The following is a 23185-nucleotide window of genomic DNA, read 5'->3' as shown; positions in this document are numbered from 1 at the left end:
CTACGCCCAGGTCATGAGCGTGTCGCCGGCTGCGACTGTGCGGTCGGGAGACACCGGCTCCAGGTCGGACTCATCGCCCTCCAGAGCGATGACCGGGACGATCGGGTTGAGCCCACCGGCCTCGATCTGAGCGGGGGACCAGCTGATGACGGGGCTGCCCGCTTCGACTCTCTGCCCCTCATCGGCCCGGAGAGTGAAACCGCTGCCCCCCAGACTCACGGTGTCCAGCCCCAGGTGGACCAGGACGCTGCGGCCGTCATCGTTGGTGATGACGTAGGCGTGGGGGTGAATCTTCATGACGGTTCCGCTGATCGGTGCCAGGGCGCTGACCTCGCCCCCGCCAGCGGGGTCCGGGGTGATAGCCACCCCGGGGCCGACGATCTTGCCGGAGAAGACGGGGTCGGGAACATCGCTGAGGGCGACGACGACGCCGGATACCGGCGACTGGACAGTCAGGCTCACCGCAGGTCCTCGATATCCTCTGCGATCGTGTCCGCGTTGGGGCCGACCACGACCTGCACGATATCGCCGAGCTTGACGACCCCGTGCGCTCCTGCGGCCTTCAGGGCCGCCTCGTCCACGAGGGAACCGTCCTCCAGCTCGCAGCGCAGCCGCGTGATGCAGGGCTCGATCTCCACGATGTTGTCGAATCCTCCGAGGGCGTCGACGATGCTCTGTGCCTGAGACATGGGTTCCTCCTGGGTCTGCCCGGGCGTGTGCCGGGTTCGGTGGGTGATGGTGCCGAGATGAGGCGTCAGGACGCGGGGGAGGTGCAGTCAGGTGCGGCACCTTCGCCGGTACCGGACTAATGGTCCATACCAGTACCCATGGTACAGGGCGCTTGGAGGTTGTCCAGTACTGACCTGCAACAGCCCGATAAGGCTACGAGCGGTCGGGGCGGAAGGCGGGTTTGGGGGTGGCCACCGGGACCCACAGGGTGTAGCGGTCGGCGCGGAACAGGGTGCGCGAGTAGTCGATGGCACAGTGCTCGTGGAAGGTGCGCCGGGTGATGTCCAGGGTCGGGGCTCCCTCCTGGACGGAGAGCAGCGCTGCTTCCTGGGCCGTGGCCGCGTGGGCCTCGATCACGTCCTCACCCCACTGCGGAGCCAGGTCGGCCTGGGTCAGTTCGGCGTAGACCGAGAAGTTAGGGTTGGTGCGCAACAGATTGGGTAGGAGTGCTGCGGGAATCCAGTTCTCCTCGATCGCCATGGGGATGGCGTTGGCTGTCAGTAGGCGACGCAGGTGATGGACCTCGGCCCCGGCCTCGAGCTCGAGCGCCTCCGCCACGGTCTCACTGGAGGTGATGGTCTCGGCCTGCAGCATGACGACGCCGGGCTCCATCCCACGGCGTTGCATCTCCTGGGTGAAGGAGGTCAGCCGGACCTGCAGGTCGAGCTTCGGGGGTGCCACGAACGTCCCCTTGCCCTGGTGGCGCTCCAGGACACCGTCAACGACGAGGGTGTCGATGGCTTGGCGCACGGTCATACGGGAAACCTCGAACTGTTCGCACAGCTCGCGCTCGGAGGGCACCGGGCTGCCGGTGGCGAGACCGTTCCTGATCAGGTCCAGCAGGTGATTGCGCACGATGACGTACTTGGCCTGCTTCTTACCTGCGTTCTTGGGCATGGGACTCCCCTGGTTGACAGCGGGTGGAGGCGGCCAGGAGAAGGGGTGTGCCTGCGACCGCTGCTTCCGCTCCGTCGTATCGATTTTCGTATCATTATGGCCGACGAGTGCGTCCCGCGCTTGACATTGAAGGGTCTATCGGTTTATCTGGTAGCGCTGGTCCAGACGTGTTCGGTGTCGATCCGTCCCGACTATTTTCGTCATATGGCTATCTCTGATGCGGCAGTGCAGCCGCGCGATCCTGAACTGGAGAACACTCATGTCAGACAAGAAGAAGACGGGCGGCGCCTTCGCCCTTGCTCAGCGTCTGGGGAGATCCCTGATGCTACCCATTGCCACGCTTCCGGCGGCGGGTCTGCTGCTGCGTCTGGGGCAGGCGGATATGCTGGGGGCCGAGGGGCTCGCCTCGAAGCTGTCCTGGTTGCAGCCTGTCGCAGACATCTTCGCCGCGGCCGGTGGGGCGGTCTTCGATAACCTGCCCCTCATCTTCGCCGTCGGTGTCGCCGTGGGTTTCGCCAAGAAGGCCGACGGCTCCACCGGAGTGGCCGCACTGTTCGGCTTCCTCGTCTACCGGGCAGTCACCTGGACCATGTCTCCCATCATCATGGGCGAGCCCGCGCCCCTGAGCAAGGAGGCCCTGGACTGCCTCCACTCCTTCGATCCCGCCAAGGGTGAGATCGCACAGGTCGGCCCCTGGAACCAGGGAGTCAAGCTCTGTGACATCCCCACCCAGACTCCCATCAACTACGGGGTCCTGGGCGGTATTGTCATCGGCATCGTCGCCGCTCTGCTCTGGCAGCGCTACTACCGAGTCAAGCTGCCCGACTGGCTGGCTTTCTTCGGCGGACGCCGCTTCGTCCCCATCGTCACCTCCGGCGCCGCGCTTGTCATCGCCCTGGTCATGTCGGCGCTCTACCCGGCCTTCAACTGGCTCATCAACGAACAGCTCGGCGGTTGGCTCATCAATGCCGGGAACTCCAAGGGCATCGCCGGCGCCCTGGCGGTCTTCGTGTTCGGTACCGTCAACCGGCTGCTCATCCCCTTCGGTCTGCACCACCTGCTCAACTCTGTGCCCTGGTTCCAGCTCGGCTCCTGCCAGACGGCCTCGGGCGGTACTGCGCACGGTGACCTCACCTGCTTCTTCCAGGGCGTGGACGGCTCGAACTCGTGGACCGGGGGCTTCATGACCGGATTCTTCCCGATCATGATGTTCGCGCTGCCCGCCGCCGCCCTGGCTATCTGGCACACGGCCAAGCCCGCCAAGCGCAAGGCGACCGGCGCCCTCATGATCTCGGTGGCCCTGACCGCCTTCATTACCGGCATCACCGAGCCCCTCGAGTACGCCTTCGCCTACGTGGCCTTCCCGATCTACGCCGTCCACGCGGTGCTGACCGGCTCCTCCCTGGCCGTCGCCAACCTGCTGGGCGCCAAGGACGGTTTCTCCTTCTCTGCCGGCGCGATCGACTACCTGCTCAACTTCGGCAAGTCCGCCGAGCTCTCCGGCGGGGTGGTCCGCGGCCCGCTCATGATCATCATCATGGGGCTGGTCTACGCCGTCATCTACTACTTCCTCTTCAGGTTCCTCATCGTCAAGTTCGACTTCAAGACCCCTGGGCGCGAGGACGACGACGTCGACGCCTTCGCCGCCGCGCAGGCCGCCGCCGCCAAGTCCACGGGCAAGAAGTCTGCGGAGTCATCCCGGCGCTGAGCGATGCCGGTGCCGGGATGTCGGAGCCGGCACCTCACGAGCTGGGGCCGAGCGCGTCATGCGCTCGGCCCCATTTCATTGCGTCATCCTGAGCCCGCTGAGGGCCGCAGTGCGGCGCGGCTACTGCCTGCTCTGGCTCTCAGCGGCCTGCGCCCTGGCCACACGCAGCGTGTCATCGAGGTTCTCGCGCACGATCCGTTGCAGCGCGGCCGGGGCCTGGGCGTGGGACTCCAACCAGCCCCTCAGGGCGGCGGCCGGGTCATCAGCGCCCTTCAGGCCCACCGTGGCGCAGGACCACAGCCCCGTCAGCAGGTTCTCGGCCATGTGGAAGGTGCGTGAGGACCACACCGAGTCGATGGCCTCCACATACGCCCCCACGAAGGGAGCCAGCAGCTCGGGGTGGCGCTCGACATTGGTCAGGCCCCGCAGGACGCGCACCTGGGTCTCATTGGGCATGGAGACGTCGTCGACGAGGGCCCGCCAGGTGGCCCGCTTGGCCTCCGGGGTCGGAATCGATGCGCGGGCCTCCGCGGCGCGCTCACGTCCTGTGGTGGTGCGGTCCCGGGCCTCCTCGGTGCGGATCTGCTCCTCCCCGCTGCGGCCGGCGGCCACCAGACCGATCAGCAGGTCCCAGCGCAGGTCCTGGTCGATGTCGAGACCGCCAAGAGTCTCGCTCCCCTCCAGAAGACCGGCGACGACGTCGAGCTGCTCATCGGTGACGGCGTGAGCGGCCAGCGCCCGAACCAGCTGGAGCTGCTTGTCGCTTCCAGCCTGGGCCGCCCGCGCCAGCTCCAGCAGCCGGTCGGCCGTTCCCGGAGCCAGATCCCGGCGCACGGCCGGGGGCAGGAAACCCGACAGGCAGGTCGTGACGCGCCCCAGCAGCCCCTGGACGACCGAGGAGTGCTCCTCCACGCCCAGTGCCCGCAGCGCCGCGTCGAGGAATCGGGAGGCGGCGAGCTCGCCGTCGCGCACCATGTCCCAGGCCGAGGCCAGGACGATCGAGCGCGGCAGGGACTCGGTGAAGGACTCGATGTGCTCGAGCCCGAAGGACAGTGAGGCCTCATCGAGGCGGACCTTGGCGTAGGTGAGGTCGTCGTCGTTGAGGACGAGGACATCCGCCCGCTTGGTGCCGACCAGTTCAGGCACTTCGGTCAGCTCGCCGTCGACGTCGAGCTCGATGCGGTTGGTGCGCTCCAGGCGCCCCTTCGCGCCCTGGCCGGTCAGGGTGTAGCAGCCGATCACCACCCGGTGCGGGCGCACAGAGGCCGGCGAATCGGCGGGGATCTCCTGGAGGACGGCCGCCTGGGTGATGAGGCCGTCGGCGTCGGTGGCCAGCTGCATGCGCAGGGTCGTCACGCCGGCCTCCTGGAGCCACAGGCGGGTCCAGGTACTCAGATCGCGTCCCGAGACCGCCTCCAGCTCACGGAGCAGGTCGCTCAGCTCGGCGTTGGCGTAGGCGTGCGCCGCCAGGTAGCGCTGGATGCCGGCGAAGAAGTTCTCCCTGCCCACGTAGCCCACGAGCGCGGCCAGGACCGAGGCCCCCTTGGCGTAGGTGATGCCGTCGAAGTTGACCTCGACGTCGTGAAGGTCGTGGATCTCCGCGGCCACGGGGTGGGTGGAGGACAGCTGGTCCTGGTTGTAGGCCCACCCCTTCTCCAGGGTCTGGAAGGTCGTCCAGGCCTGGTTCCAGCGGGTGATCTCGGCGGTGGCCAGGGTGGAGGTGTACTCGGCGAAGGACTCGTTGAGCCACAGGTCGTTCCACCAGGTCATGGTGACCATGTCCCCGAACCACATGTGGGCCAGCTCGTGCAGGATCGTCACGGCGCGCCGCTCCACGCGGGCCTCGACGGGCCTGGAACGGAAGATGTAGTCGTCACGGTGGGTGACGCAGCCGGCGTTCTCCATCGCTCCGGCGTTGAACTCGGGGACGAAGACCTGGTCATACTTGGTGAAGGCGTAGGGGGTGGCGAATAGGTCCTCGTAGTAGGCGAAGCCCCGTTTGGTCAGGTCCAGGATCTCTTCTGAGTCCATGTGCTCGACCAGGCTCTTACGGCAGTAGACCCCCAGTGGCACGGTGCGTCCGTCGCCGGCCACGTACTCGTCGGTCGCACCGACGTAAGGCCCGGCGACGATGGCCGTAACGTAGGAGCTCATCGGCTCGGTGGGGGCGAAGACGAAGGTGTGGGCGTCTCCTGAGCCGTCGGAGGCCTCGGCGGGAACCGGCTCAGGAGTGGGGGAGTTGGACAGCACCGTCCAGCTCGACGGCGCGGTGACCGTGAAGGTGAAGGAGGCCTTGAGATCGGGCTGCTCGAAGACCGCGAATACCCGCCGGGAGTCGGGGACCTCGAACTGGCTGTAGAGATAGGTCTCGCCGTCGGCCGGGTCGGTGAAGCGGTGCAGCCCCTCTCCGGTGTGCATGTAGGCGCAGTCGGCGACGACGACCAGCTCATTGTCCGCGGCCAGATCCTTCAATGCGATGCGCGAGTCCGTGTAAACCTCGGCGAGGTCAAGTGGGATCCCGTTGAGAGTGATGGAGTGGACCGTCGGTGCGACGAGGTCGATGAAGGTGGAGGAACCCGGTGTGGCCGTGAAGCGTGCCGTGGTGGTGGAGCCGAAGACCGTCTCACCGCGCGTGAGGTCGAGGACGACGTCGTAGCTCTGGGTCCGTACGGTTGCGCTGCGCTCGGCGGCCTCAAGGCGAGTCAGGTTCTGACCGGGCATAAGAACTCCTGTCTGAGAGGGATGCGCTGCCCAATGAGGGCGCGCCGGGTGATTGTCTCACCTTCGGATCGACACCGGCAGTGCCTGAAGCGCCGCACAACGGCGCCGGGGGACGACACGTCACGTGTCGTCCCCCGGCGCCGAGGCTGTTCCCGCGGCTTGGGGAACGTCAGCGGATCAGGTCACAACCGGTTCAGGCCTTGTTGCGCCGACGCAGCACCAGGGCAGCGCCTCCGGCTACGACCAGGAATGCGGCGATTCCGCCGAAGACCATGCCGTTGGCACCGGTGTGGGCCAGAGACTCGTCGCTGTCCTTGGTGGTCTCGCCGCCGGCCCGGTTGTCCGAGGAGGACTCCTTGGCGTTCGAGCTCAGGCTGCTGCCCTTGTCGGCCCCGGCCTTGTTGTCGCCGGCGTTGGCCTGCTTGTCGTCACCAGTCTGCTTGTTTCCGGCGTTGGCGTTGCTGTTGCTTCCGCCATTGCTGCTGCCGCCGCCGTTGTTCTCGGTGGTGTTGTGCTCAGTGTTCTGACGCTCGGTGGTCTTGTCGCCGCCACCGTTGTTCTCGGAAGTGTTCTGCTCAGTGGCCTTGTCACCTCCGGCCTGCTTGTCGCCGCCGCCGTTGTTGTCAGTGGTGTTGTGCTCAGTGTTCTGACGCTCGGTGGTCTTGTCGCCGCCACCGTTGTTCTCGGTGGTGTTGTGCTCAGTGTTCTGACGCTCGGTGGTCTTGTCGCCGCCACCGTTGTTCTCGGTGGTGTTCTGCTCGGTGGTCTTGTCGCCTCCGGCCTGCTTGTCGCTACCGCCGTTGTTCTCGGTGGTCTTGTCACCGCCGTTGTTGTTCTCAGTGGTCTCGGTCTCTGTGGTGGAGCGCTCGGTGCTTTCGACGGTGAAGGTGTGGTGGGAGACCGTGGTGACGGTCTGGCTGGTGGCCGTCTCGCTGTGGTGGGAGCCGGTCAGGACCAGGACGTACTCCCCGTCGGGGGCGTCAGCGGGAGCGGGCAGGCTGCCCGTGAGGTTGCCATTGGCGTCAACCGTCAGCTCTCCGAGGGTGTAGCAGATGCTGGAGTCGCTCTTGCTCTTGAGGAGAACAGTGACTCTCTCACTGGCATAGAAGCCCTGGGCGTTGAAGGTGAAGGTCTGGGACTGGCTCTCCGCGCGGGCGGAGACCTCATAGGAGCCGGAGATGCGTGTGTCGTCGAAGTAGATCTGCGTCTGCTGCTGCTTGGTCACCTGGGTCGTCTCAGTCTTGTCGCCGTAGGTCATGCAGCCGGCGCCAATGGTCCACCCGTCAGTAGTGGTGGCCGTGGTCGAGCCGATGGACTTGATGAGCGCAGCCAGATCGAGGTTTGACGTCCAGCTGCCGTCCGCAGCCGCCTTGGTCTTGACGACGTCGGACACGGTGCCGTCCGGTGCGTACAGCGCGATGCCGACGGTGGCCTGCTTCCCGGTGCAGCCGGTTCCCGAGACGGTGAAGGACGTGTTGGTGCTGGCCGACACGAAGGTCTTCTCCTGGGTGATCTTGAAGCTGCTGCCCTCACTGGTCTTGCCGGGAGCCGGGGTGGCCTCGCTGGTCTTGCCGGGAGTGGGGGTGGCCTTGCTGGTCTTGCCGGGAGCCGGGGTGGGCTGAGCAGGGCTGCCGGGGGGTGTAGTTGCCTCGGCGGTGCTGCTGGGGGTGCTCGGACTGTTGCTGTTGGAGCTGTTGGCGAGAACGGGGGAGGCAATGAGTGAGGCTCCGGTCATTGCGGCCACCGCGCTGGCTGTGGCCAAGGGACGTCCAAGACGCATGTGTCCTCCTAGGTCTGACGAGGGGAACGATGGCTGTCGGCGATCCGATTCTTCGTCGACTCGTTATCTACCGTAACGATGAATAGGGCGAGGGCGTGGGTCTCTGAAGTGATACCAGACACATGTGCGGGTGTCCTCTCTCACGTGAAAAAGTGGGGTGTTGAGCGAGGACGGCGACGAAAGGCTGATACGGCGGGGAAGGCTCGCAGTCTCGAAGGTTAGCGACTAGGAGCCTGCTGGCCGACAGGTTTTGGGGCTGTACCCATAGCGGGCCAGCAGGTCACGCGACTCCTGGTTGGGTGAGACGATGATCGACTCGTCCCGAGGTCCTGTCGGAAGGTCGACGATGGTCGTGGCTCCGGCCCGCCCGGCTTTTGAGGCACTGCGTCCCAGTGTGGCCAGGTCGCTGAGCCCGGTACCTGAGTCCAGGGTGATGTTCCCGGCCACGGTGTGTGCCAGCTGATGGAGTGAGACGGGATTACTGGCCTTCTGCCCGATGGCGGACAGCACGGCCTGCATGACGGTGGCTGTGGACTGGCTGCGGCGTTGGGCGCCATCGGCCTGGCTCATGGCCACCCATCTGCCGTCGCGCAGGATCTCCGGATGCCGTGAGCGGACGAGGGCCAGGGCGTCGATCCCGCTGAGCCGGTGGTGGCCGGCGGAGGTGAGGTTCAGTCCGGTGTAGGCGTCCCGAACCGGCTCGGGGACGTCCACCTCGATGCCTCCCAAGGAGTCGATGATGGTGGCGAACTGAGCCATGTCGATGGTCACCAGATGCGAGGTGGGGATTCCCAGGCCCGTGCACAGGGCGTTGACCGTGTTCTGCGGTCCCGGGACGTAGGTGGTGGCCAGGCGGTCCAGCTCCCTTCCCTTACTGTTGATGGTCAGGTCCCGGGGCAGGTTGATGACGGTGAGTCCCTCCTGAGAGGGGCGTACCAGGGCGATGACATCGGCGCGGGAGCCCTCCACCTCCTGAGTGGTTCCGTAGCGGTTCTGGTCTCCCGGCACGGTGGCGCGCGAGTCGGTTCCCAGGATCAGCCAAGTCTCGCCCGCCGTCGGGGAGGACGTGGAGGGCATGGCGATATCGACGCGTGCGGGGCGATGAACCAGGACGGCCACGTCGGTTCCCAGTGCAAGAGCGGTCGTCATGACCGCGGCGCTCAGGCCGACGACGATTCTGCGTCGCCTCGACCAGCGCTTGATGCTTGTGCCTCCCCGACGTCGACGGCCTCGCTGAGGCGGAGGGGAGGCGGCGTCGGGGAGGTCCCCGGTGGCGTCCGAGGCCTCCGAGGGGGCTGCGCTGTGCTCGTCGTGGGAGGTGGAGTCCATGGTCTCAGTGTCCACTTCGGGGCAGTGCTGTGCCGTCAGGCGCGGACGTGCGCGCCGCATGAGGGCTGCGGGATGGGACAAGGCCGCCGGGGAGACGGCACGCGGTGGTGCTGTCTCCCCGGCGGGACATGTTCCCAGTCAGACTGGAAGGAGACGATCAGGCCTTACGGCGACGCACGACGAGGACGCCGCCACCGATGGCCACGAGGGCCGCGGCAATGCCTCCGAAGAGCAGGCCGTTGGCACCGGTCTTGGCCAGAGGCTTGCCCGAGGTGGAGGCCGCAGGGGTGGCCGGGACGTTCACGCTGCCGTTGTTGGCGGGAGCGGTCGGGTTGGCGGTGGCGCCACCGTTGTCGCCGATGCTGTTGTTAGCGTCATCCGCGAGGTCGAAGCGGTGGCCCTTGACGACGACGGTCCTGGTGCTGCTGCCGCCCTCGCCGTATCGGTCGCCCTCAAAGGTCAGCGTGTACTCGCCGTCAGGCACATCCGAGGGGGCCGGCAGCTCACCCGTGACGTTGCCGTTGGCGTCAGCCTTCAGCTTGCCGACGGGGTAGGTCTTGGCGGGGTCGTTCTTGTTGACCAGGGTGAGGGTGACCTCCTCGTTGGGGGAGAAGCCCTTGACGTTCACCGTGATCTTCTGAGTGCCGTCCTGGTCGGTGGTGATCTTGTAGGTACCCTCCACCTTGGTGTCGTCGAAGGCGATGGCCTCCTGAACCTGGCCCTTCTTCTCGCCGTAGGCGACGCAGCCGGCTCCGATGGACCAGCCGTCGGCCGAGCCGTCCGTCTTGGCCTCAACGCCGGTGGACTTGACCAGCTCGGGGATGTTCAGGGTGGTGGACCAGTTGCCCTCGGCGTCGGGGGTAGCTGTCACGACGGTGGACATATCGCCCTTAGGGGTGTAAAGGGCGATACCGACTGCCGCGTCCTTGCCGGTGCAGCCGGTTCCCGACACCGTGAAGGCGGGGTCCGAGGGGCTGACGATGTTCTGCTGGTCCTCGGCGAACTTGAAGGCGAGAGAGTTGTCAGCCAGCGCGGGGGAGGCGGCGAGGGAGGCGCCGATGGCAGCGGCCATCACGCTTGCGGCGGCCAGGGGGCGTCCGAGACGCATGAGTACTCCTAGATAGATATGAGGGGGATGGGTGGCAACCGGTGAGTCGGGGTATCACCGCGTTGCCCCCACCTTAGCGCCCCTCAGGGCGAGGTTCCACGATTTTTTGTAGATGAGGTGTCGACCTCAGTGGTGGGTAGTTGTGGATTCGTCTAACTGGGGCAACGAGTTTTGGTTGCTTGAGCTTGATTCCGAGCATCCGGGCCATTTACCAAATAGAGACCCGTTCGTTGGGATCCAGCCACAAGGCGTCGTTGGGATCCACCTCAAAGGCCTGGTAGAAGGCATCCACGTTGCGCACGATTCCGTTACAACGGAACTCCGCCGGCGAGTGCGGGTCGACGGTCAGGAGCAGCTCGGCGTAGTCCGGGCGGCTCTTGGAGCGCCAGATCCGCGCCCAGGAGTAGAAGAAGCGCTGCAGGCCGGTGAGCCCGTCGATGACAGGAGCCTCATCCAGTGAGGGGATGCCGGAGTCGGCCAGGGCCAGGGAGTAGGCCTTGAGGGCGATGCCCAGACCACCCAGGTCGCCGATGTTCTCCCCGATGGTCAAGGCGCCGTTGACGTGCGGGATCTCTGCCTGCGCCGTGCCCGCGTCCCGGTGCTTGGTGACGACGACCTCGGGGGTGTAGGCGTCGTACTGGCTGATGAGCGCGCTCGTGCGCTCAGTGAAGGCCTCCCGGTCCTCCTGGGTCCACCAGTCGCTGACCTTTCCGGTGCCGTCGAAGGTGGAGCCCTGGTCGTCGAAGCCGTGGCCGATCTCGTGACCGATGACGGCGCCGATGCCCGCGTAGTTCACGGCGTCGTCGGCCTGCGGGTCGAAGAAGGGAGGCTGAAGGATCGCCGCGGGGAAGACGATCTCGTTCATGGTGGGGTTGTAGTAGGCGTTGACCGTCTGGGGGGTCATGTGCCACTCGTCGTGGTCCACCGGCTTGGTCAGCTTGTTCAGCGAGTAGGCCATATCGGCCCGCTCCACGCTGCGCACCGAGGCCAGCACGTCCCCGGGGACGACCTCCACGGCCGAGTAGTCGCGCCAGCGCACCGGATAGCCGATCTTGGGGGTGAACAGCGCCAGCTTCTCCAGGGCCCGCTCCCGCGTGGCCGGACTCATCCACTCCAGCGAGGAGATGGACTGGTGGTAGGCCTCAATGAGGCGGCCCACCAGGGCCTCCATCGCCGACTTGTGCGACGGCGGGAAGTGATGCTCCACGTAGATCTCGCCCAGTGCCTCGCCCAGGCAGGACTCCACCAGGCCGACGCCGCGCTTCCAGCGGGGCCGCAGCTCGTCGGTCCCCTGGAGCGTGCGGCCGTAGAAGTCGAAGTTCTCCTCCACGAAGGCGCCTGACAGCAGGGTGGCGCGTCCGTGAACGACGTGCCAGGCGGCCCAGGCCTTGAGGTCCTCCAGGTCGGTCTGTCGCCAGATGCCTGCCGCGTGGGGGAGGTAGTCGGGCTGGGTGACGATGGCCTCCTCGAGGAAGGTGGTCTGCTCGATGCCGGCGGTCCGGGCGGCCGCGCGGATCCCCTCGCGCCACTCGTGCCAGGGCAGGCCCGGGGCCGAGTCCACGATCTGCCGCCAGGACATCGGGTTGTTCATCTTCTCCACGTCACGGCAGGTGACGCGGTCCCAGTGCCCCTTGGCCAGGGCGGTCTCCACGGCCATGACCCGCTCGGCCAGCTCCTCACCCGAGGCGCCGAAGGACTCCGTCAGGCCCGCCAGAGCCAGCATCCTGGCCACGTGCTCCACATAGGCCTGGCGCAGCGGGGCCTGAGCCTCCTCGCGGTAGTAGGACTCGTCCGGCAGCCCCAGCCCTGACTGGCCTATCCAGCTCGTGTAGCGCTCCGGGTCGTTGATGTCCACCTCGACATCGGCACCGACCACGCCCATAAAGCCGATGGGCGTTATCTCTCCCAGTGCTCGGCCCAGATCCTCCTTGGAGGAGGCGCCCAGCACCGGCGCCAGCTCCCCAGCCAGCGGCTCGGCCCCCAGCTCCTCCAGGCGGGACTCGTCCATGAAGGCCTCGTAGAGGGCGCCGACTCGGCCCCGGTTGGTGGCCAGGACCTCTGAGACCTCCTCGGGCGCCACGGAGGAGAGCTGCTCGGCGAGCTCCTCAACGATCTGGCGGCAGGCGGCCTCGGCCTCGTCACGCAACGTCGTGAAGGCTCCGGTGCTGGGACGGTCCGCCGGGATCTCGGCGGTCGCGAGCCACTGGCCGTTGACGAATCGGAACAGGTCGTCCTGGGGGCGCACGGAGGTGTCGGTGTGCGCCGTCTCCAGCACGCCGGCGAGGACCGCGTCGACGGTGGGGCCGGGGGAACCCGCTGGCTGAGAGCGGTGGGCCGGTGAGTCCGATGCAGGGCCGGTGGAAGTCGGTGAGGTCGCGCAGGCGTCAGTCATAGCGGACACGCTAACCCGCTCCGCTGCTCTCAGGTGCTCTGACAGCGCCCGTTGCCTCATGGTGCGAAGCGCTGTTCGCGTGAGGCACAATTCTGCCCATGCGCATCCATATCGCCTCCGACCACGCCGGTTTCGAGCTCAAGAGCGCCGTGATCGAGCACTTGAGGGAGCAGGGGCACGCCGTCGTCGACCACGGAGCCCACTCCTACGACCCGGATGACGACTACCCCGCCTTCTGTCTGGCCTGTGGGGAGGCCGTCGTGGCCGACGCCGGGAGCCTAGGCATTGTTCTCGGGGGCAGTGGAAACGGGGAGCAGATCGCTGCCAACAAGGTTGACGGGGTGCGCGCCGCCCTGGCCTGGTCGATCGAGACCGCCCGACTTGCCCGCCAGCACAACAACGCCAACGTCGTCGCCCTGGGTGGACGCATGCATGATCTGGGGGCGGGCCTGGCCATCATCGATGCTTTCCTCACCGAGCCCTTCAGCGGCGATGAGCGCCACGTGCGTCGCATCGCCCAGCTCGCCGACTACGAGAGCCGCGTTCATGACGCCGCCGCTCCAGCGGCTGATCCCACCGACGACTCCACCTCCACCGGGGCCTGAGCATGCCGGAGGGGCACACCATCCACCGGCTCGCCGCCGCCCTTGACGAGCTCTACGGTGGCCAGAGCCTGCGCGTGTGCTCACCGCAGGGGCGTTTCGCCGACGGGGCGAGCCGTCTGGACGGCCAGGTCCTCCTGGGTAGCCAGGCCCACGGCAAGCACCTCTTCCTGCCCTTCGGTCCCCGCGCCGACATGTCCCTCGACGACGCCTCCGTCACCTGGCTGCGGATCCACCTGGGCCTCTACGGGGCGTGGACCTTCGACGGCGACCGTGAGTTCACGGCGCCCCACGCCATCGGAGCGCCGCGTCGGCGCGTCGGGGAGCGCGGCGAGCACGCCCTCAAGGGCGGAGGAGGATCGGCCCTGAGCGGACTGAACGGCGGGAGCCTCGAACCCGGGCACCAGGGCGCTGGCGCGCACGGGCCCGCCCCCGAGGAGTGGGAGCCGCCCGAGCCGCGCGGTGCGGTGCGGCTTCGGCTGCTCGGCGAGCACGGGGTAGCCGACCTGACCGGACCGGCGGCCTGCGAGCTGCTGGACGCCGAGGGCGTGGCCACCGTGCGCCGCCGCCTCGGCCCGGACCCGCTGCGCGCCGACGCCGACGTGGAGGCCTTCGTGGCCAAGGCGCGCTCGCGGCGCAAGAGCATCGGGGAGCTCCTCATGGACCAGGCCGTCATCTCCGGGGCCGGCAACATCTACCGGGCTGAGACGCTCTTCCGGGTCGGGGTCTCGCCCTTCCAGGCGGGCAACCGCATCAGCCAGGAGCGGCTGCGGGCTATCTGGGAGGACCTGCGCCCCCTCATGGAGTACGGGGTGGCCACCGGCTTCATCACCACCGTCGACCTCGACGACGTCCCCGACCCCCTGCCGCCCCACGACCCTGAGGCCGGCCGGTGGTACGTCTACCACCGCACCGGCCGTCCCTGCCTGCGCTGTGGGACCCCGGTGGCCGAGCGGGAGGTAGCGTCCCGCCGGCTCTTCTGGTGCCCGACCTGCCAGGCCCGCTGAAACCGGCTGGAGTCCCGCCGATCACCATTAAGGTGGCGGCATGTCGAACGCCTCGCCCGCCCTGCACTCCTCGAGCTGGTCCTCCTCGACTGCCGGCCTGCTGACCCGCGACCACCACCTGACCGTTCCCCTGGACCGCAGCGGGCAGGGGGACTCAGCCCCCGACGGGACGGAGTCCATCACCGTTTACGCCCGTGAGATCTCAGTCGCCGGCATCGACCCGCTCTCCAGGCCCCCGCTGGTCTTCCTCCAGGGCGGGCCGGGCTGCGAGGCGCCGCGCCCCAGCGCCGACTCCGGGCTCGGCTGGATCGGTGCGATCCTGGAGCACCACCGACTCATCCTTGTCGACCAGCGCGGCACCGGCGCCTCCAGCCCGGTGGACCGGCCCGATGCCGCCGGCGCTCCCGCAGACACCGCCCGGCTGCTCACTCACCTGCGCGCCGACGAGATCGTCGAGGACTGTGAGGACCTGCGCCGCGCCCTGGGCCTGGAGCGCTGGAGCCTGCTGGGCCAGTCCTTCGGGGGGTTCTGCGTCACCCGGTACCTCTCCGAGCACGCCCAGAGCCTGGAGAAGGTCTACATCACCGGTGGCCTGCCCGCCGTCGGGCACAGCATTGACGAGGTCTACGCCCTCAGCTACGAGGCGATGCGCGTCAAGAGCGAGGAGTACTACGCCCGCTTCCCCCAGGACCGCGACCACATGGCGTCTCTGGCCGAGAAGGCCGGTCGGGGTGAGCTGAGGACGGCAGGAGGGGACCTCGTCGGACCTGAGCGCCTGCGCTCGCTCGGTGCCCTGCTGGGCGGGGCCGGGGGAGCAGACACGATCCACTACCTCCTGGAGCGCGACCCCGACTCCTGGGCCTTCCGCTATGACCTGGGGCAGTGCCTGCCCTTCGGCGGCAGGTTCCCGCTCTACGCCGTCATCCACGAGTCCTGCTGGGCCGACACCGGCACCACCGACTGGGCCGCCCAGCGGGTGCGCCCCGCGGTCTTCGACGACGATCCCACCCTGCTGACAGGTGAGCACGTGCGCCGTGAGGTCTTCGTCGAGGACGCCGGTCTGCGCCCCTGGCTGGAGGTGGCCGACCTCCTGGCCGCGCACGAGTGGCCGGCGCTCTACGACCCGGCCCGCCTCAGGTCCACGACGACGCCCGGGGCGGCCGCCGTCTACGCCCGCGACGTGTTCGTGCCGATGACCACCTCCCTGGAGACGGCCGCGCTCATCCCCGGCCTGCGCACCTGGATCACCAGCGAGTACGAGCACGACGGCTCACGCGCCTCCAGCGGCCGGGTTTTCAAGCGCCTGCGCGACCTGGCCGCCGGAGTGATCGCCCGCTGACCGCGTGCGCGGGCGGCTTCATCGGGCGACGTGAGGTGGCCTGTGAGGCGCTTGCTGGGATGCCGTGAGACGGCTCAGATATAGATGGTCGGGTCCATCATGAGCTCGGGGTCGGTGCGGGGGTCGCGGGCCCGGCTGGGCACGCCCACGGCGACATGACCCTGCGGGAGGTTCTTCACCAGGACCGCGTTGGCCCCCACCTTGGCCCCGTCCTCGACAGTGACCGGTCCCAGGACCTTGGCGCCGGCTCCGATCTGCACGTTGTTGCCGATGGTGGGATGACGCTTGCCCGGACTCATCGACACCCCGCCCAGAGTCACTCCGTGGAACAGCAGGACGTCGTCGCCGACCTCCGCGGTCTCACCGATGACCACGCCCATGCCGTGGTCGATGAAGAAGCGCTCACCGATCTTCGCGGCCGGGTGGATCTCGATACCGGTGAAGTTGCGGGCCGCCTGAGACAGGGCGCGCGCCGCGAAGCGGTGCCCCTTGTGCCACAGCTTGTGAGCCGCACGGTGCGCCCACAGGGCGTGGACACCCGGGTAGAGGAGGGCCACCTCTAAGCTGGAGCGGGCGGCGGGGTCGCGTCTGCGCGCCGTGGCCAGGTCCTCACGGGCCAGGTCCAGAAAGGACCGTTTGGAGTTGTGCATGGTGTGCTCCTCTGATGGGTGACGGTGCGGCCCAGGTCGGCATGTGAGCCTTCACCTCACCCGCTGCGCCGGTGACAACACCGACGGCGGCTCGCCTGTTCCCAGGTTCGCCGCCGTCGGGGAGTGTCAGTCGAGGAAGTCCTTGAACAAAGGCGTGGACAGGTAGCGTTCACCGGTGTCGGGCAGGACGGTGACGATGGTCTTGCCCTCAAACTCAGGGCGCCTGGCCAGCTCGCTGGCGGCGGCCAGAGCGGCGCCCGAGGAGATCCCCACCAGGAGGCCCTCCTCGGCCGCGGCGCGACGCGCGTAGGTGATGGCGACGTCGGACTCGATGTGGAGCAGCTCGTCCCAGATGCCCTGGTCGAGAATCTCAGGAACGACGTTGGGGCCCAGGCCCTGGATCTTGTGGGGGGCGGCCTGGCCCTCACTCAGCAGCGGGGACTCGGAGGGCTCGACGCCGTAGATCCGCACCCCGGGCTTCTCCTGACGCAGTACCTGGCCCACGCCGGTCAGCGTGCCCCCGGTGCCGATACCGGCCACGAAGACGTCGATGTCGCCCCCGGTCTGCTCCAGGATCTCCCGGGCCGTCGTCTCGCGATGGATCTTGGGGTTGGCGGGGTTGGTGAACTGGGAGGCGAGGATCGAGTTGGGGGTGGCGGCCTGGATCTCTTCGGCCCGCTTGACTGCTCCGGCCACGCCGCCCTCGGTGGTCAGCACCAGCTGCGCACCGAAGGCGCGCATGATCGCCCGGCGCTCCTTGGACATCGTCTCGGGCATGGTGATGATGACCTTGTAGCCCAGGGCCGCTCCCACCATGGCTAGGCCGACTCCGGTGTTCCCGGAGGTCGCCTCCACGATGGTGCCGCCGGGCTTGAGGTCACCGGAGGCCTCCGCGGCGCGCACGATGGACAGGGCGATGCGGTCCTTGACCGAGGCGGCCGGCTCGAAGGCCTCCACCTTGGCCAGGACGGTGGCGGGGGCGCCGTCGGTGACGCGGTTGATGCGGACCAGGGGAGTGTTGCCGACCAGGGCGGTTGCGTCGGGTGCGTACGTCATAGTGATGTCCTTCGGATGTGGGTTGGGTGAGCTCTGTGGTGACGGCGACCGGCGGAGCCGTGTGATGTGGCGACGTCGGGCCCGCAAGAGCTCGTGAAAGAAAAGTGAAGTGGGGACGGTCCGCGTCCGTCAGGGGTGGCCACGTCGTAGGGAGTGGCTCAAACAGCAGGGGTGACCGCCTGCTTCGGGAGCGCCGGGCATGCGCGCAGCGGTACGCGCACAGATGTCGTGGCCTGGCGCTCTACCGACACCGGCAGCAGCACATGGGCGCAATGGGCATGGAGGCCATGGAGGACATGGCGGACACGGTGCACATGACGGCCTTAACCATCATGGGTCCTCCTCTGTTCCTCACGGCGACTGAAATGCGCCTGCCCGGGCGTGAACTGCTTATCAGCTTATCTGGGGCGTGGTGCCCGCTGCTGGTGAAACCCTACCCCGCCTCAGACGGTGATCGCCACATCCGTCCGGCATCTGTTCGCATGTGGTCGCGAACGCGACCGATCCCGTGCGTGTCGGGTGGCCGCCGCGCCGGAGGGTCACAATGCCGGCCTTGGGTATCAGGCCGAAGGCGCAGGGATCTCAACCAGTCGGCTGCCGGCCGGTTCTGCCACCCCCTCGCCCCGAGTCAGGGCTGCCAGTGGGGCGTGCAGGAGCTCAGGGTCGGCGCAGGACGTGGCCAGCACGAGGACGGCGTGGGTCGGCCCCCAGATCGTCTCCTCGACGTGAATGATCGAGGCGGCGGCGACCGCGCCGCCCTCCACCGTCGGCCCCGATGTCGCGGTGGGATTGCGGGAGCGCAGCTCCGCCTCGATCCTGCCTGCCTGAGCCACCGGAACGCGCAGGTCCCACAGATGAAGCCGGGTCAGGGTGACACGCGTGGCCGCCTGAAGCGCCTGAGCGGTCGCCTCGGAGTAGGCACGTACCAGTCCGCCGGTTCCCAGGAGCGTTCCGCCGAAGTAGCGGGTGACGACGACGGTCGTGTTGGCCAGCCCCGTTCCCCGCAGCACGTCGAGCATGGGCTGGCCGGCCGTACCGGAGGGCTCGCCGTCGTCGTTGGAACGCTCGGTGGGTGGGGGAGGGGCGGCCAGGGTGTGCTCCTCGGAGAGGTCGGTGAGCGTCAGCGCCGAGCAGTGGTGGCGCGCGTCGGGGTAGGTGGAGCGCACGCTCGCGATGAAGCTGCGGGCCTCGTCCATGGAGTCCGTGCGGCAGGCACGTGCCAGGAAGTGGGACTTCCTGATCTCCAGGTCGATCTCGGGCTGCTCGCCGTGGATCAGCGTGATGAGCCCGGGGGATCCGTGCTCCTGAGACGGCTGGTGCGATGGTGTGCGAGGGGCGTGCGAGGCCATGGCAGGATCCTCGCACGGGGCGGGTGCGGGACCGATGTCACACGCCTTGAGGCGGTCTTGGACTGGAAGCGGTCCCGGCGATGTCGTTATGGTGTCCCTCGGTCCAGTTTCGAGGGGTCGTCCGATCCCCAGGTTCATGAGAGAGGAGCGGGCCCATGGCAGTGCCGAAGCGGAAGATGTCCCGCAGCAACACCCGCAACCGCCGCTCACAGTGGAAGGCCAAGCTCACCGAGCTCACCACCATCCGCGTCCAGGGCCGCGAGATCTCCGTGCCTCGCCGTCTGGCGCGGGCCTACAAGGAAGGCCTCATCGAGCAGTGAGGCTGCTGGTGGAGGGGTGAAACCCTTCATCCACGCGGGTGTAGCTCAATGGTAGAGCCTCTGCCTTCCAAGCAGATTGCGCGGGTTCGATTCCCGTCACCCGCTCTGTGAGCCGAAAGGGGCCGCTCCTCGGCGGTCCCTTTCGTCACGTCACGGGCTGTGGCGCAGTTTGGTAGCGCACCTGCTTTGGGAGCAGGGGGCCGCGGGTTCAAATCCCGCCAGCCCGACTCCTCGTCCTGTGGGCGCGACCCACGAGCAGACTGCATCAGGAGCGCGTCAATGCCGGATGCGTGGCCCGTGAATATGCCGGTGCGTCCGATAGCGATGACGCACCCTGTACGGCGCCTCCTCCTGTGTCCAGACTCATGTGCCAGGGACGGGCGCAGCGTCGATCCCACTGTCCGTTTGCCCTAAGATGGCACGGATTGACGCCACAGACGCGCGTCCGCCGAGCGCCTTCGAGCGCGTCGGTGTTACCGCAGAACTCAGACCTTGGGAGCAACCCCCGTGAAGACCACAGTCGAGAATCTTGACCCCAGTCGCATCAAGCTGACCGTTGAGGTCCCCTATGAGGAGCTCAAGCCCAGCCTGGATGCCGCCTACAAGGAGATCGGCTCCCAGATCCAGGTCCCCGGCTTCCGTCGCGGTCACGTCCCCAACCGGGTCATCGACCAGCGCGTCGGCCGCGGGGCCGTCATTCAGGAGGCCGTCAACAACAAGCTCTCCGACTTCTACCGGGATGCCATCACCGAGGCTGAGCGGGTCCCCATGCTCCAGCCCGAGGTTGACGTCGTCGAGCTGCCCAACGCCACCGGAGAGAACGGCGGTCAGCTGGCCTTCACCGCTGAGGTCACTGTTCGCCCCGTTATCGAGCTGCCGGACCTGAGCAAGGCCAAGCTGACCGTGGACGCCGTCGAGGTCACCGATGAGGACGTCGACACCGAGCTGGACAGCCTGCGTGCCCGCTTCGGCTCCCTGAAGTCCGTGGGCCGCAAGGCCAAGACCGGTGACTTCGTCACCATTGACCTCAAGGCTGTCATCGACGGCGAGGAGGTCGACTCCATCTCCGGCGTCTCCTACGAGATCGGCAAGGGCAACATGCTCAAGGGCCTGGACACCGCCCTGCGCGGTCTGAAGACCGACGAGTCCGCCACCTTCACCACCGAGCTGGCCGGCGGGGAGCACGCCGGTGAGCAGGCCGAGGTCACGGTGACCGCCACTGCCGTCAAGCAGCGTGAGCTGCCCACGGTCGATGACGAGTTCGCCCAGATCGCCTCCGAATTCGACACCGTCGAGGAGCTGCGCGAGGATCTCGTCAAGCAGGTCACCGAGCGCAAGACCGGTGAGCAGGCAGTCGCTGCCCGCGACGCCCTTCTCGAGCACCTGCGCAGCGAGGTCTCCTTCGATGTCCCCGAGGCCGTCGTTGAGGCCGAGGTCGCCCAGCACCTGCAGGCCGAGGGCAAGGACGGCGACGAGGAGCACGCCAAGGAGATCCGCGAGGACATCGTCACCGGTGTGCGCGACCAGATCATCCTCGATGTCCTGGCTGAGGACCTCAAGGTCGGTGTGGCGCAGGACGAGCTGCTGGAGTTCCTCTTCCAGACCGCTCAGCAGTACGGCATGGAGCCCGCCCAGTTCCTCCAGGGCGCTCAGCAGGCCGGCCAGATCCCTGCCTTCGTCTCCGAGGTCGCCCGCAACAAGTCGCTGGCCATGGCGCTGCGTCAGGTCGCGGTGGTTGATTCCAAGGGCGAGTCCGTGGACCTGTCCGCCTTCATCGGTTCCGACGAGGACGCCGCCGCCGCGGCAGCCCAGGCCGCAGCCGTTGCCACTGAGCAGGACACCGACTCCGCTGAGGACGAGGACGCCGAGTGAGCTCACGGCCGCTGAGGCGCATGAGCTGACATAGGCTCCCACGTAAGCGGGATGCCTCGCGTCAAGCAAGCGGGCCCACCTTCCAGGAGAAGGCGGGCCCGCTGTGCTGTGCGGGGTAGTCCGCTGGGACGGGAGCGCCCACGTTGGCTGGACGGGACGACGCGTCCCGGTCGAGGATCAGCCCGCTGTGACAAGCTCCTTGCGCTTGGGACGAATGACCCCGAAGTTACGCTCAGGAATGGCCATCTTGAAATAGTAGGCGACACCGATGGGAACTACGATGAGACTGACGAAGAGGCAGTAGAAGGGTTGGAAGATCAGCCACTTGTTGCCGTGGTCCCAGTGAAGCCACACGATAGCGGCGTAGTAGATGAACAGTGCCAGCAGAAGTGTCCATCCGGGATTCACGACGGCTATCCACCTGAGCACGAACATGCTGATAACCACAATACCGCTGTACAGCCACAAGAAGGGGTGCTGGAAGACGAATCTGAAGTTGATGATGAAAAGTCTAAAGGAACCGCCGCTCCAGGCGATCCGCTGGCGCCACCAGGAGTAGAGGGTGTCGGGTGCGTTGGTGTTGACGTGGGCAAGAATGTGAACGGCTTTGTAGCCCAGTGCGTCCCCGATAATCCCGGACTCGATGTCATTGCCCTGGAAGAACAGTGAGTGGCGGGCCATGATCTGGCGCATGACGTCGGTTTTGCCAATGTGAAGGGCGCCGCTGAGCAGCCACGGCATGATTCTGCGGGCTCGCATTGAGACCACGTACTCGTGGCGCTGCATCTGGACGATGAAGGGGCCCTTCTTCTGGGGCACGATGGTGACCGAGGCGAAGTCGGCCTTGTTGGCCACCAGGGCGCCGATGATGTGGGTCAGTGGCTCCTGTGCCGTGGTATCGGCGTCTAGGCAGACGATGTAGGAGTTGAGGGGGGCGGCCAGCAGCGCGTCGCGGACAACCGTGTCCCGGGTGATTCCCGAGGTGCTCCGCTTGCGGCCCACCTTGCGCGGGACGTAGTTGCTGCGGAAGATTCTGAACCCGTAGCGAATGGCGATGTCCTCAAGGTCGCGGTAGAACTCCTCAGACTCACCAGAGGTGGTGCACAGGACTACTCGATCTCCATAGGGGTGCAGGTAATCCGCGTTCTGCAAGTACTTGACATTGCCGTAGATCGGTACCAGGACGCTGAAGTCGTCTGAGGTGATGCTCGGATTCAGCTCCACGGCTTTATACCACTTTGAGGTAATGCCGGCCCAGATATCAATTCCGATCCAGAACAGGATTCCCACCAGCAGGGTAATGACGATCATGCGGAGGTCCTCTCTGGTTCATGGAGTTGTGTGAGCGTGCTGAACACGGGTGGCCCCTTACTGGGTGGTGCGGCAGGCGGGAAAGACGTGCTGTTCGAGCGGGGACGGGGTTATTGAATCGTAAAAGAATGTGGCCGGCTGACGGTGGTGAGAAGCCCGGGCTAGAGGGCTTTGGTGTCGTCAGGCAGGCGGGCACTCCAATGTTATCGGTTGGATAAAATCGATGGTGCCACGCCGTCCTCGTCGATGCCACGGTGTGGGGAGCGGGTCACGTCAAGATCTCGGGCGCCCACAATCTCACTCATGGAAGGTTTAGGTTTCCTACAAGGAAGCGTGAGTTGGCTTACCGAGGCCTCATGCCTTGGGGTTCGAGTGAGCCGCAACACTGCGCCCGATACCTCAGGTGGCGTCTGGTCGTCCGGGCTCTGCTGCGTACGTGGAGGAGGCGCTTGGTTTAGTGGAATTCACAAGGAAGTGGGGTGAGGGCGAAGACCTCAGCGCTTCGCGCCCCACCCCACGCGGCGGTATCGTCCGCCGGTCGGCTGCTGACAGGTGGCGGTTGCCCGTTGCCCGGGGCTACTTCTCGTTCGCCGCCCTGGCCTTGTCGACGTCGACCATGACCAGCTGCATGCGGCACGGCGTCACGGCCGTCAGTGCGTGACGGTCGCCGGGTGCCAGGTAGATGACATCCCCGGCGCCCATCCTCTCGGTGCGCTCGCCGATGGAGAAGTCCATCTCGCCCTCCAGGAGCGTGACGATCACTGCCCGGGGGGAGGAGTGCTCGGTGAGGACCTGGCCGGCGTCGAAGGTGAAGACGACCGTGCGCAGGATGTCGTTGTTGACGACGACCCGCGAGGTGGTCGCCTCCTCGGAGATGGGGAGGGCGGCGTTGAGGCCGAGCCGGAACAGGGACTCGGTGGAGGGGGTGCTGGGTGAGGGGGACATGTGTTCTCCTATGGTTCCTATGGTGTTGGTGGTGAGGGCGGTGAAGGTTACGGGGCTGCAAGGGCCGGGC

General features: G+C 67.1%; 19 protein-coding genes and 2 tRNA genes. 8 read left to right on the top strand and 13 right to left on the bottom strand.

Going from position 1 to position 23185, the window contains the following annotated elements; translation table 11 throughout:
• The 3 genes from RIV14_RS04940 to RIV14_RS04930 form a co-directional block, all read right to left on the bottom strand.
• On the bottom strand, positions 1–462 hold the full coding sequence (locus RIV14_RS04940; protein WP_075372528.1) for a PTS sugar transporter subunit IIA: 462 nt from the start codon (positions 460–462) through the stop codon (positions 1–3).
• Positions 459–689 (bottom strand): PTS sugar transporter subunit IIB, encoded by a 231-nt coding sequence (locus RIV14_RS04935; protein WP_070659182.1) that lies wholly within the window; start codon positions 687–689, stop codon positions 459–461. The genes RIV14_RS04940 and RIV14_RS04935 overlap by 4 nt, the downstream gene beginning before the upstream one ends.
• Before the next feature lie 193 nt (positions 690–882).
• Positions 883–1626 (bottom strand): GntR family transcriptional regulator, encoded by a 744-nt coding sequence (locus RIV14_RS04930; protein ID WP_075372527.1) that lies wholly within the window; start codon positions 1624–1626, stop codon positions 883–885.
• Between the two features lie 259 nt (positions 1627–1885).
• Here RIV14_RS04930 and RIV14_RS04925 point away from each other — a divergent pair, with 259 nt between their 5' ends.
• The gene (locus RIV14_RS04925; RefSeq protein WP_075372526.1) at positions 1886–3334 is read left to right on the top strand and encodes a PTS transporter subunit EIIC; all 1449 of its coding nucleotides are present in this window, start codon (positions 1886–1888) and stop codon (positions 3332–3334) included.
• 120 nt (positions 3335–3454) lie between these two features.
• On the opposite strand, the gene pepN is transcribed toward RIV14_RS04925, so the two are convergent.
• The 5 genes from pepN to RIV14_RS04900 all read right to left on the bottom strand — a co-directional run bounded on the left by pepN (position 3455) and on the right by RIV14_RS04900 (position 12664).
• Complete coding sequence (gene pepN / locus RIV14_RS04920) at positions 3455–6055, bottom strand: aminopeptidase N (protein WP_075372525.1); 2601 nt, start codon at positions 6053–6055, stop codon at positions 3455–3457.
• A gap of 193 nt (positions 6056–6248) precedes the next feature.
• On the bottom strand, positions 6249–7835 hold the full coding sequence (locus RIV14_RS04915; protein WP_075372524.1) for an LPXTG cell wall anchor domain-containing protein: 1587 nt from the start codon (positions 7833–7835) through the stop codon (positions 6249–6251).
• A 225-nt stretch (positions 7836–8060) separates the two neighbouring features.
• A complete protein-coding gene (locus RIV14_RS04910; protein ID WP_075372537.1) occupies positions 8061–9164 on the bottom strand; it encodes an LCP family protein in 1104 nt (367 codons plus the stop codon).
• A gap of 157 nt (positions 9165–9321) precedes the next feature.
• A complete protein-coding gene (locus RIV14_RS04905) occupies positions 9322–10272 on the bottom strand; it encodes an LPXTG cell wall anchor domain-containing protein (RefSeq protein WP_075372523.1) in 951 nt (316 codons plus the stop codon).
• A 208-nt stretch (positions 10273–10480) separates the two neighbouring features.
• On the bottom strand, positions 10481–12664 hold the full coding sequence (locus tag RIV14_RS04900) for a M13 family metallopeptidase (RefSeq protein WP_075372522.1): 2184 nt from the start codon (positions 12662–12664) through the stop codon (positions 10481–10483).
• A gap of 98 nt (positions 12665–12762) precedes the next feature.
• On the opposite strand from RIV14_RS04900, the gene RIV14_RS04895 reads away from it, so the two are divergent.
• The 3 genes from RIV14_RS04895 to RIV14_RS04885 are packed head-to-tail and all read left to right on the top strand — an operon-like array spanning position 12763 to position 15612.
• Positions 12763–13269 (top strand): ribose-5-phosphate isomerase, encoded by a 507-nt coding sequence (locus tag RIV14_RS04895; protein WP_070659042.1) that lies wholly within the window; start codon positions 12763–12765, stop codon positions 13267–13269.
• A 2-nt stretch (positions 13270–13271) separates the two neighbouring features.
• The gene (locus tag RIV14_RS04890) at positions 13272–14273 is read left to right on the top strand and encodes an Fpg/Nei family DNA glycosylase (protein ID WP_075372521.1); all 1002 of its coding nucleotides are present in this window, start codon (positions 13272–13274) and stop codon (positions 14271–14273) included.
• Between the two features lie 40 nt (positions 14274–14313).
• Positions 14314–15612: an alpha/beta fold hydrolase gene (locus tag RIV14_RS04885; protein ID WP_075372520.1), complete on the top strand. Its 1299-nt coding sequence runs from the start codon at positions 14314–14316 to the stop codon at positions 15610–15612.
• Positions 15613–15686: 74 nt separating this feature from the next.
• Here RIV14_RS04885 and epsC read toward each other — a convergent pair whose 3' ends face one another.
• The 3 genes from epsC to RIV14_RS04870 form a co-directional block, all read right to left on the bottom strand.
• On the bottom strand, positions 15687–16262 hold the full coding sequence (epsC, locus tag RIV14_RS04880; protein ID WP_075372519.1) for a serine O-acetyltransferase EpsC: 576 nt from the start codon (positions 16260–16262) through the stop codon (positions 15687–15689).
• Positions 16263–16388: 126 nt separating this feature from the next.
• Entirely contained in the window at positions 16389–17318 is a 930-nt protein-coding gene (gene cysK, locus RIV14_RS04875) for a cysteine synthase A (protein WP_070659046.1), read from the bottom strand.
• A 560-nt stretch (positions 17319–17878) separates the two neighbouring features.
• Complete coding sequence (locus RIV14_RS04870; RefSeq protein WP_075372518.1) at positions 17879–18667, bottom strand: IMPACT family protein; 789 nt, start codon at positions 18665–18667, stop codon at positions 17879–17881.
• A gap of 155 nt (positions 18668–18822) precedes the next feature.
• Between RIV14_RS04870 and rpmF the strand changes: the two genes are divergently transcribed.
• The 4 genes from rpmF (at position 18823) to tig (ending at position 20859) form a co-directional block, all read left to right on the top strand.
• Positions 18823–18987: a 50S ribosomal protein L32 gene (rpmF, locus tag RIV14_RS04865; RefSeq protein ID WP_065362189.1), complete on the top strand. Its 165-nt coding sequence runs from the start codon at positions 18823–18825 to the stop codon at positions 18985–18987.
• A gap of 34 nt (positions 18988–19021) precedes the next feature.
• A tRNA-Gly gene (locus RIV14_RS04860) sits at positions 19022–19092 on the top strand.
• Between the two features lie 48 nt (positions 19093–19140).
• Positions 19141–19214 (top strand) — tRNA-Pro (locus tag RIV14_RS04855).
• 280 nt (positions 19215–19494) lie between these two features.
• Positions 19495–20859, top strand: coding sequence for a trigger factor (tig, locus tag RIV14_RS04850; protein WP_075372517.1), 1365 nt, complete (start codon positions 19495–19497; stop codon positions 20857–20859).
• 177 nt (positions 20860–21036) lie between these two features.
• Here tig and RIV14_RS04845 read toward each other — a convergent pair whose 3' ends face one another.
• Positions 21037–22170: a glycosyltransferase family 2 protein gene (locus RIV14_RS04845; RefSeq protein WP_075372516.1), complete on the bottom strand. Its 1134-nt coding sequence runs from the start codon at positions 22168–22170 to the stop codon at positions 21037–21039.
• Between the two features lie 576 nt (positions 22171–22746).
• The gene (locus tag RIV14_RS04840) at positions 22747–23115 is read right to left on the bottom strand and encodes a cupin domain-containing protein (RefSeq protein WP_075372515.1); all 369 of its coding nucleotides are present in this window, start codon (positions 23113–23115) and stop codon (positions 22747–22749) included.
• Positions 23116–23185: the final 70 nt, after the last annotated feature.

The organism is Actinomyces acetigenes, assembly GCF_031296635.1.
Lineage (GTDB): Bacteria > Actinomycetota > Actinomycetes > Actinomycetales > Actinomycetaceae > Actinomyces > Actinomyces acetigenes.
This window is presented reverse-complemented; position numbering and strand designations above follow the sequence as displayed.

Coding starts and splice junctions, on each gene's coding strand:
- RIV14_RS04840 (WP_075372515.1), bottom strand. CDS start 23,115: ATGTCCCCCTCACCCAGCACCCCCTCCACCGAGTCCCTGTTCCGGCTC.
- RIV14_RS04895 (WP_070659042.1), top strand. CDS start 12,763: ATGCGCATCCATATCGCCTCCGACCACGCCGGTTTCGAGCTCAAGAGC.
- RIV14_RS04930 (WP_075372527.1), bottom strand. CDS start 1,626: ATGCCCAAGAACGCAGGTAAGAAGCAGGCCAAGTACGTCATCGTGCGC.
- cysK (WP_070659046.1), bottom strand. CDS start 17,318: ATGACGTACGCACCCGACGCAACCGCCCTGGTCGGCAACACTCCCCTG.
- RIV14_RS04910 (WP_075372537.1), bottom strand. CDS start 9,164: ATGGACTCCACCTCCCACGACGAGCACAGCGCAGCCCCCTCGGAGGCC.
- RIV14_RS04925 (WP_075372526.1), top strand. CDS start 1,886: ATGTCAGACAAGAAGAAGACGGGCGGCGCCTTCGCCCTTGCTCAGCGT.
- RIV14_RS04935 (WP_070659182.1), bottom strand. CDS start 689: ATGTCTCAGGCACAGAGCATCGTCGACGCCCTCGGAGGATTCGACAAC.
- RIV14_RS04845 (WP_075372516.1), bottom strand. CDS start 22,170: ATGATCGTCATTACCCTGCTGGTGGGAATCCTGTTCTGGATCGGAATT.
- RIV14_RS04900 (WP_075372522.1), bottom strand. CDS start 12,664: ATGACTGACGCCTGCGCGACCTCACCGACTTCCACCGGCCCTGCATCG.
- RIV14_RS04890 (WP_075372521.1), top strand. CDS start 13,272: ATGCCGGAGGGGCACACCATCCACCGGCTCGCCGCCGCCCTTGACGAG.
- RIV14_RS04885 (WP_075372520.1), top strand. CDS start 14,314: ATGTCGAACGCCTCGCCCGCCCTGCACTCCTCGAGCTGGTCCTCCTCG.
- pepN (WP_075372525.1), bottom strand. CDS start 6,055: ATGCCCGGTCAGAACCTGACTCGCCTTGAGGCCGCCGAGCGCAGCGCA.
- RIV14_RS04870 (WP_075372518.1), bottom strand. CDS start 18,667: ATGGCCTCGCACGCCCCTCGCACACCATCGCACCAGCCGTCTCAGGAG.
- RIV14_RS04915 (WP_075372524.1), bottom strand. CDS start 7,835: ATGCGTCTTGGACGTCCCTTGGCCACAGCCAGCGCGGTGGCCGCAATG.
- RIV14_RS04905 (WP_075372523.1), bottom strand. CDS start 10,272: ATGCGTCTCGGACGCCCCCTGGCCGCCGCAAGCGTGATGGCCGCTGCC.
- rpmF (WP_065362189.1), top strand. CDS start 18,823: ATGGCAGTGCCGAAGCGGAAGATGTCCCGCAGCAACACCCGCAACCGC.
- epsC (WP_075372519.1), bottom strand. CDS start 16,262: ATGCACAACTCCAAACGGTCCTTTCTGGACCTGGCCCGTGAGGACCTG.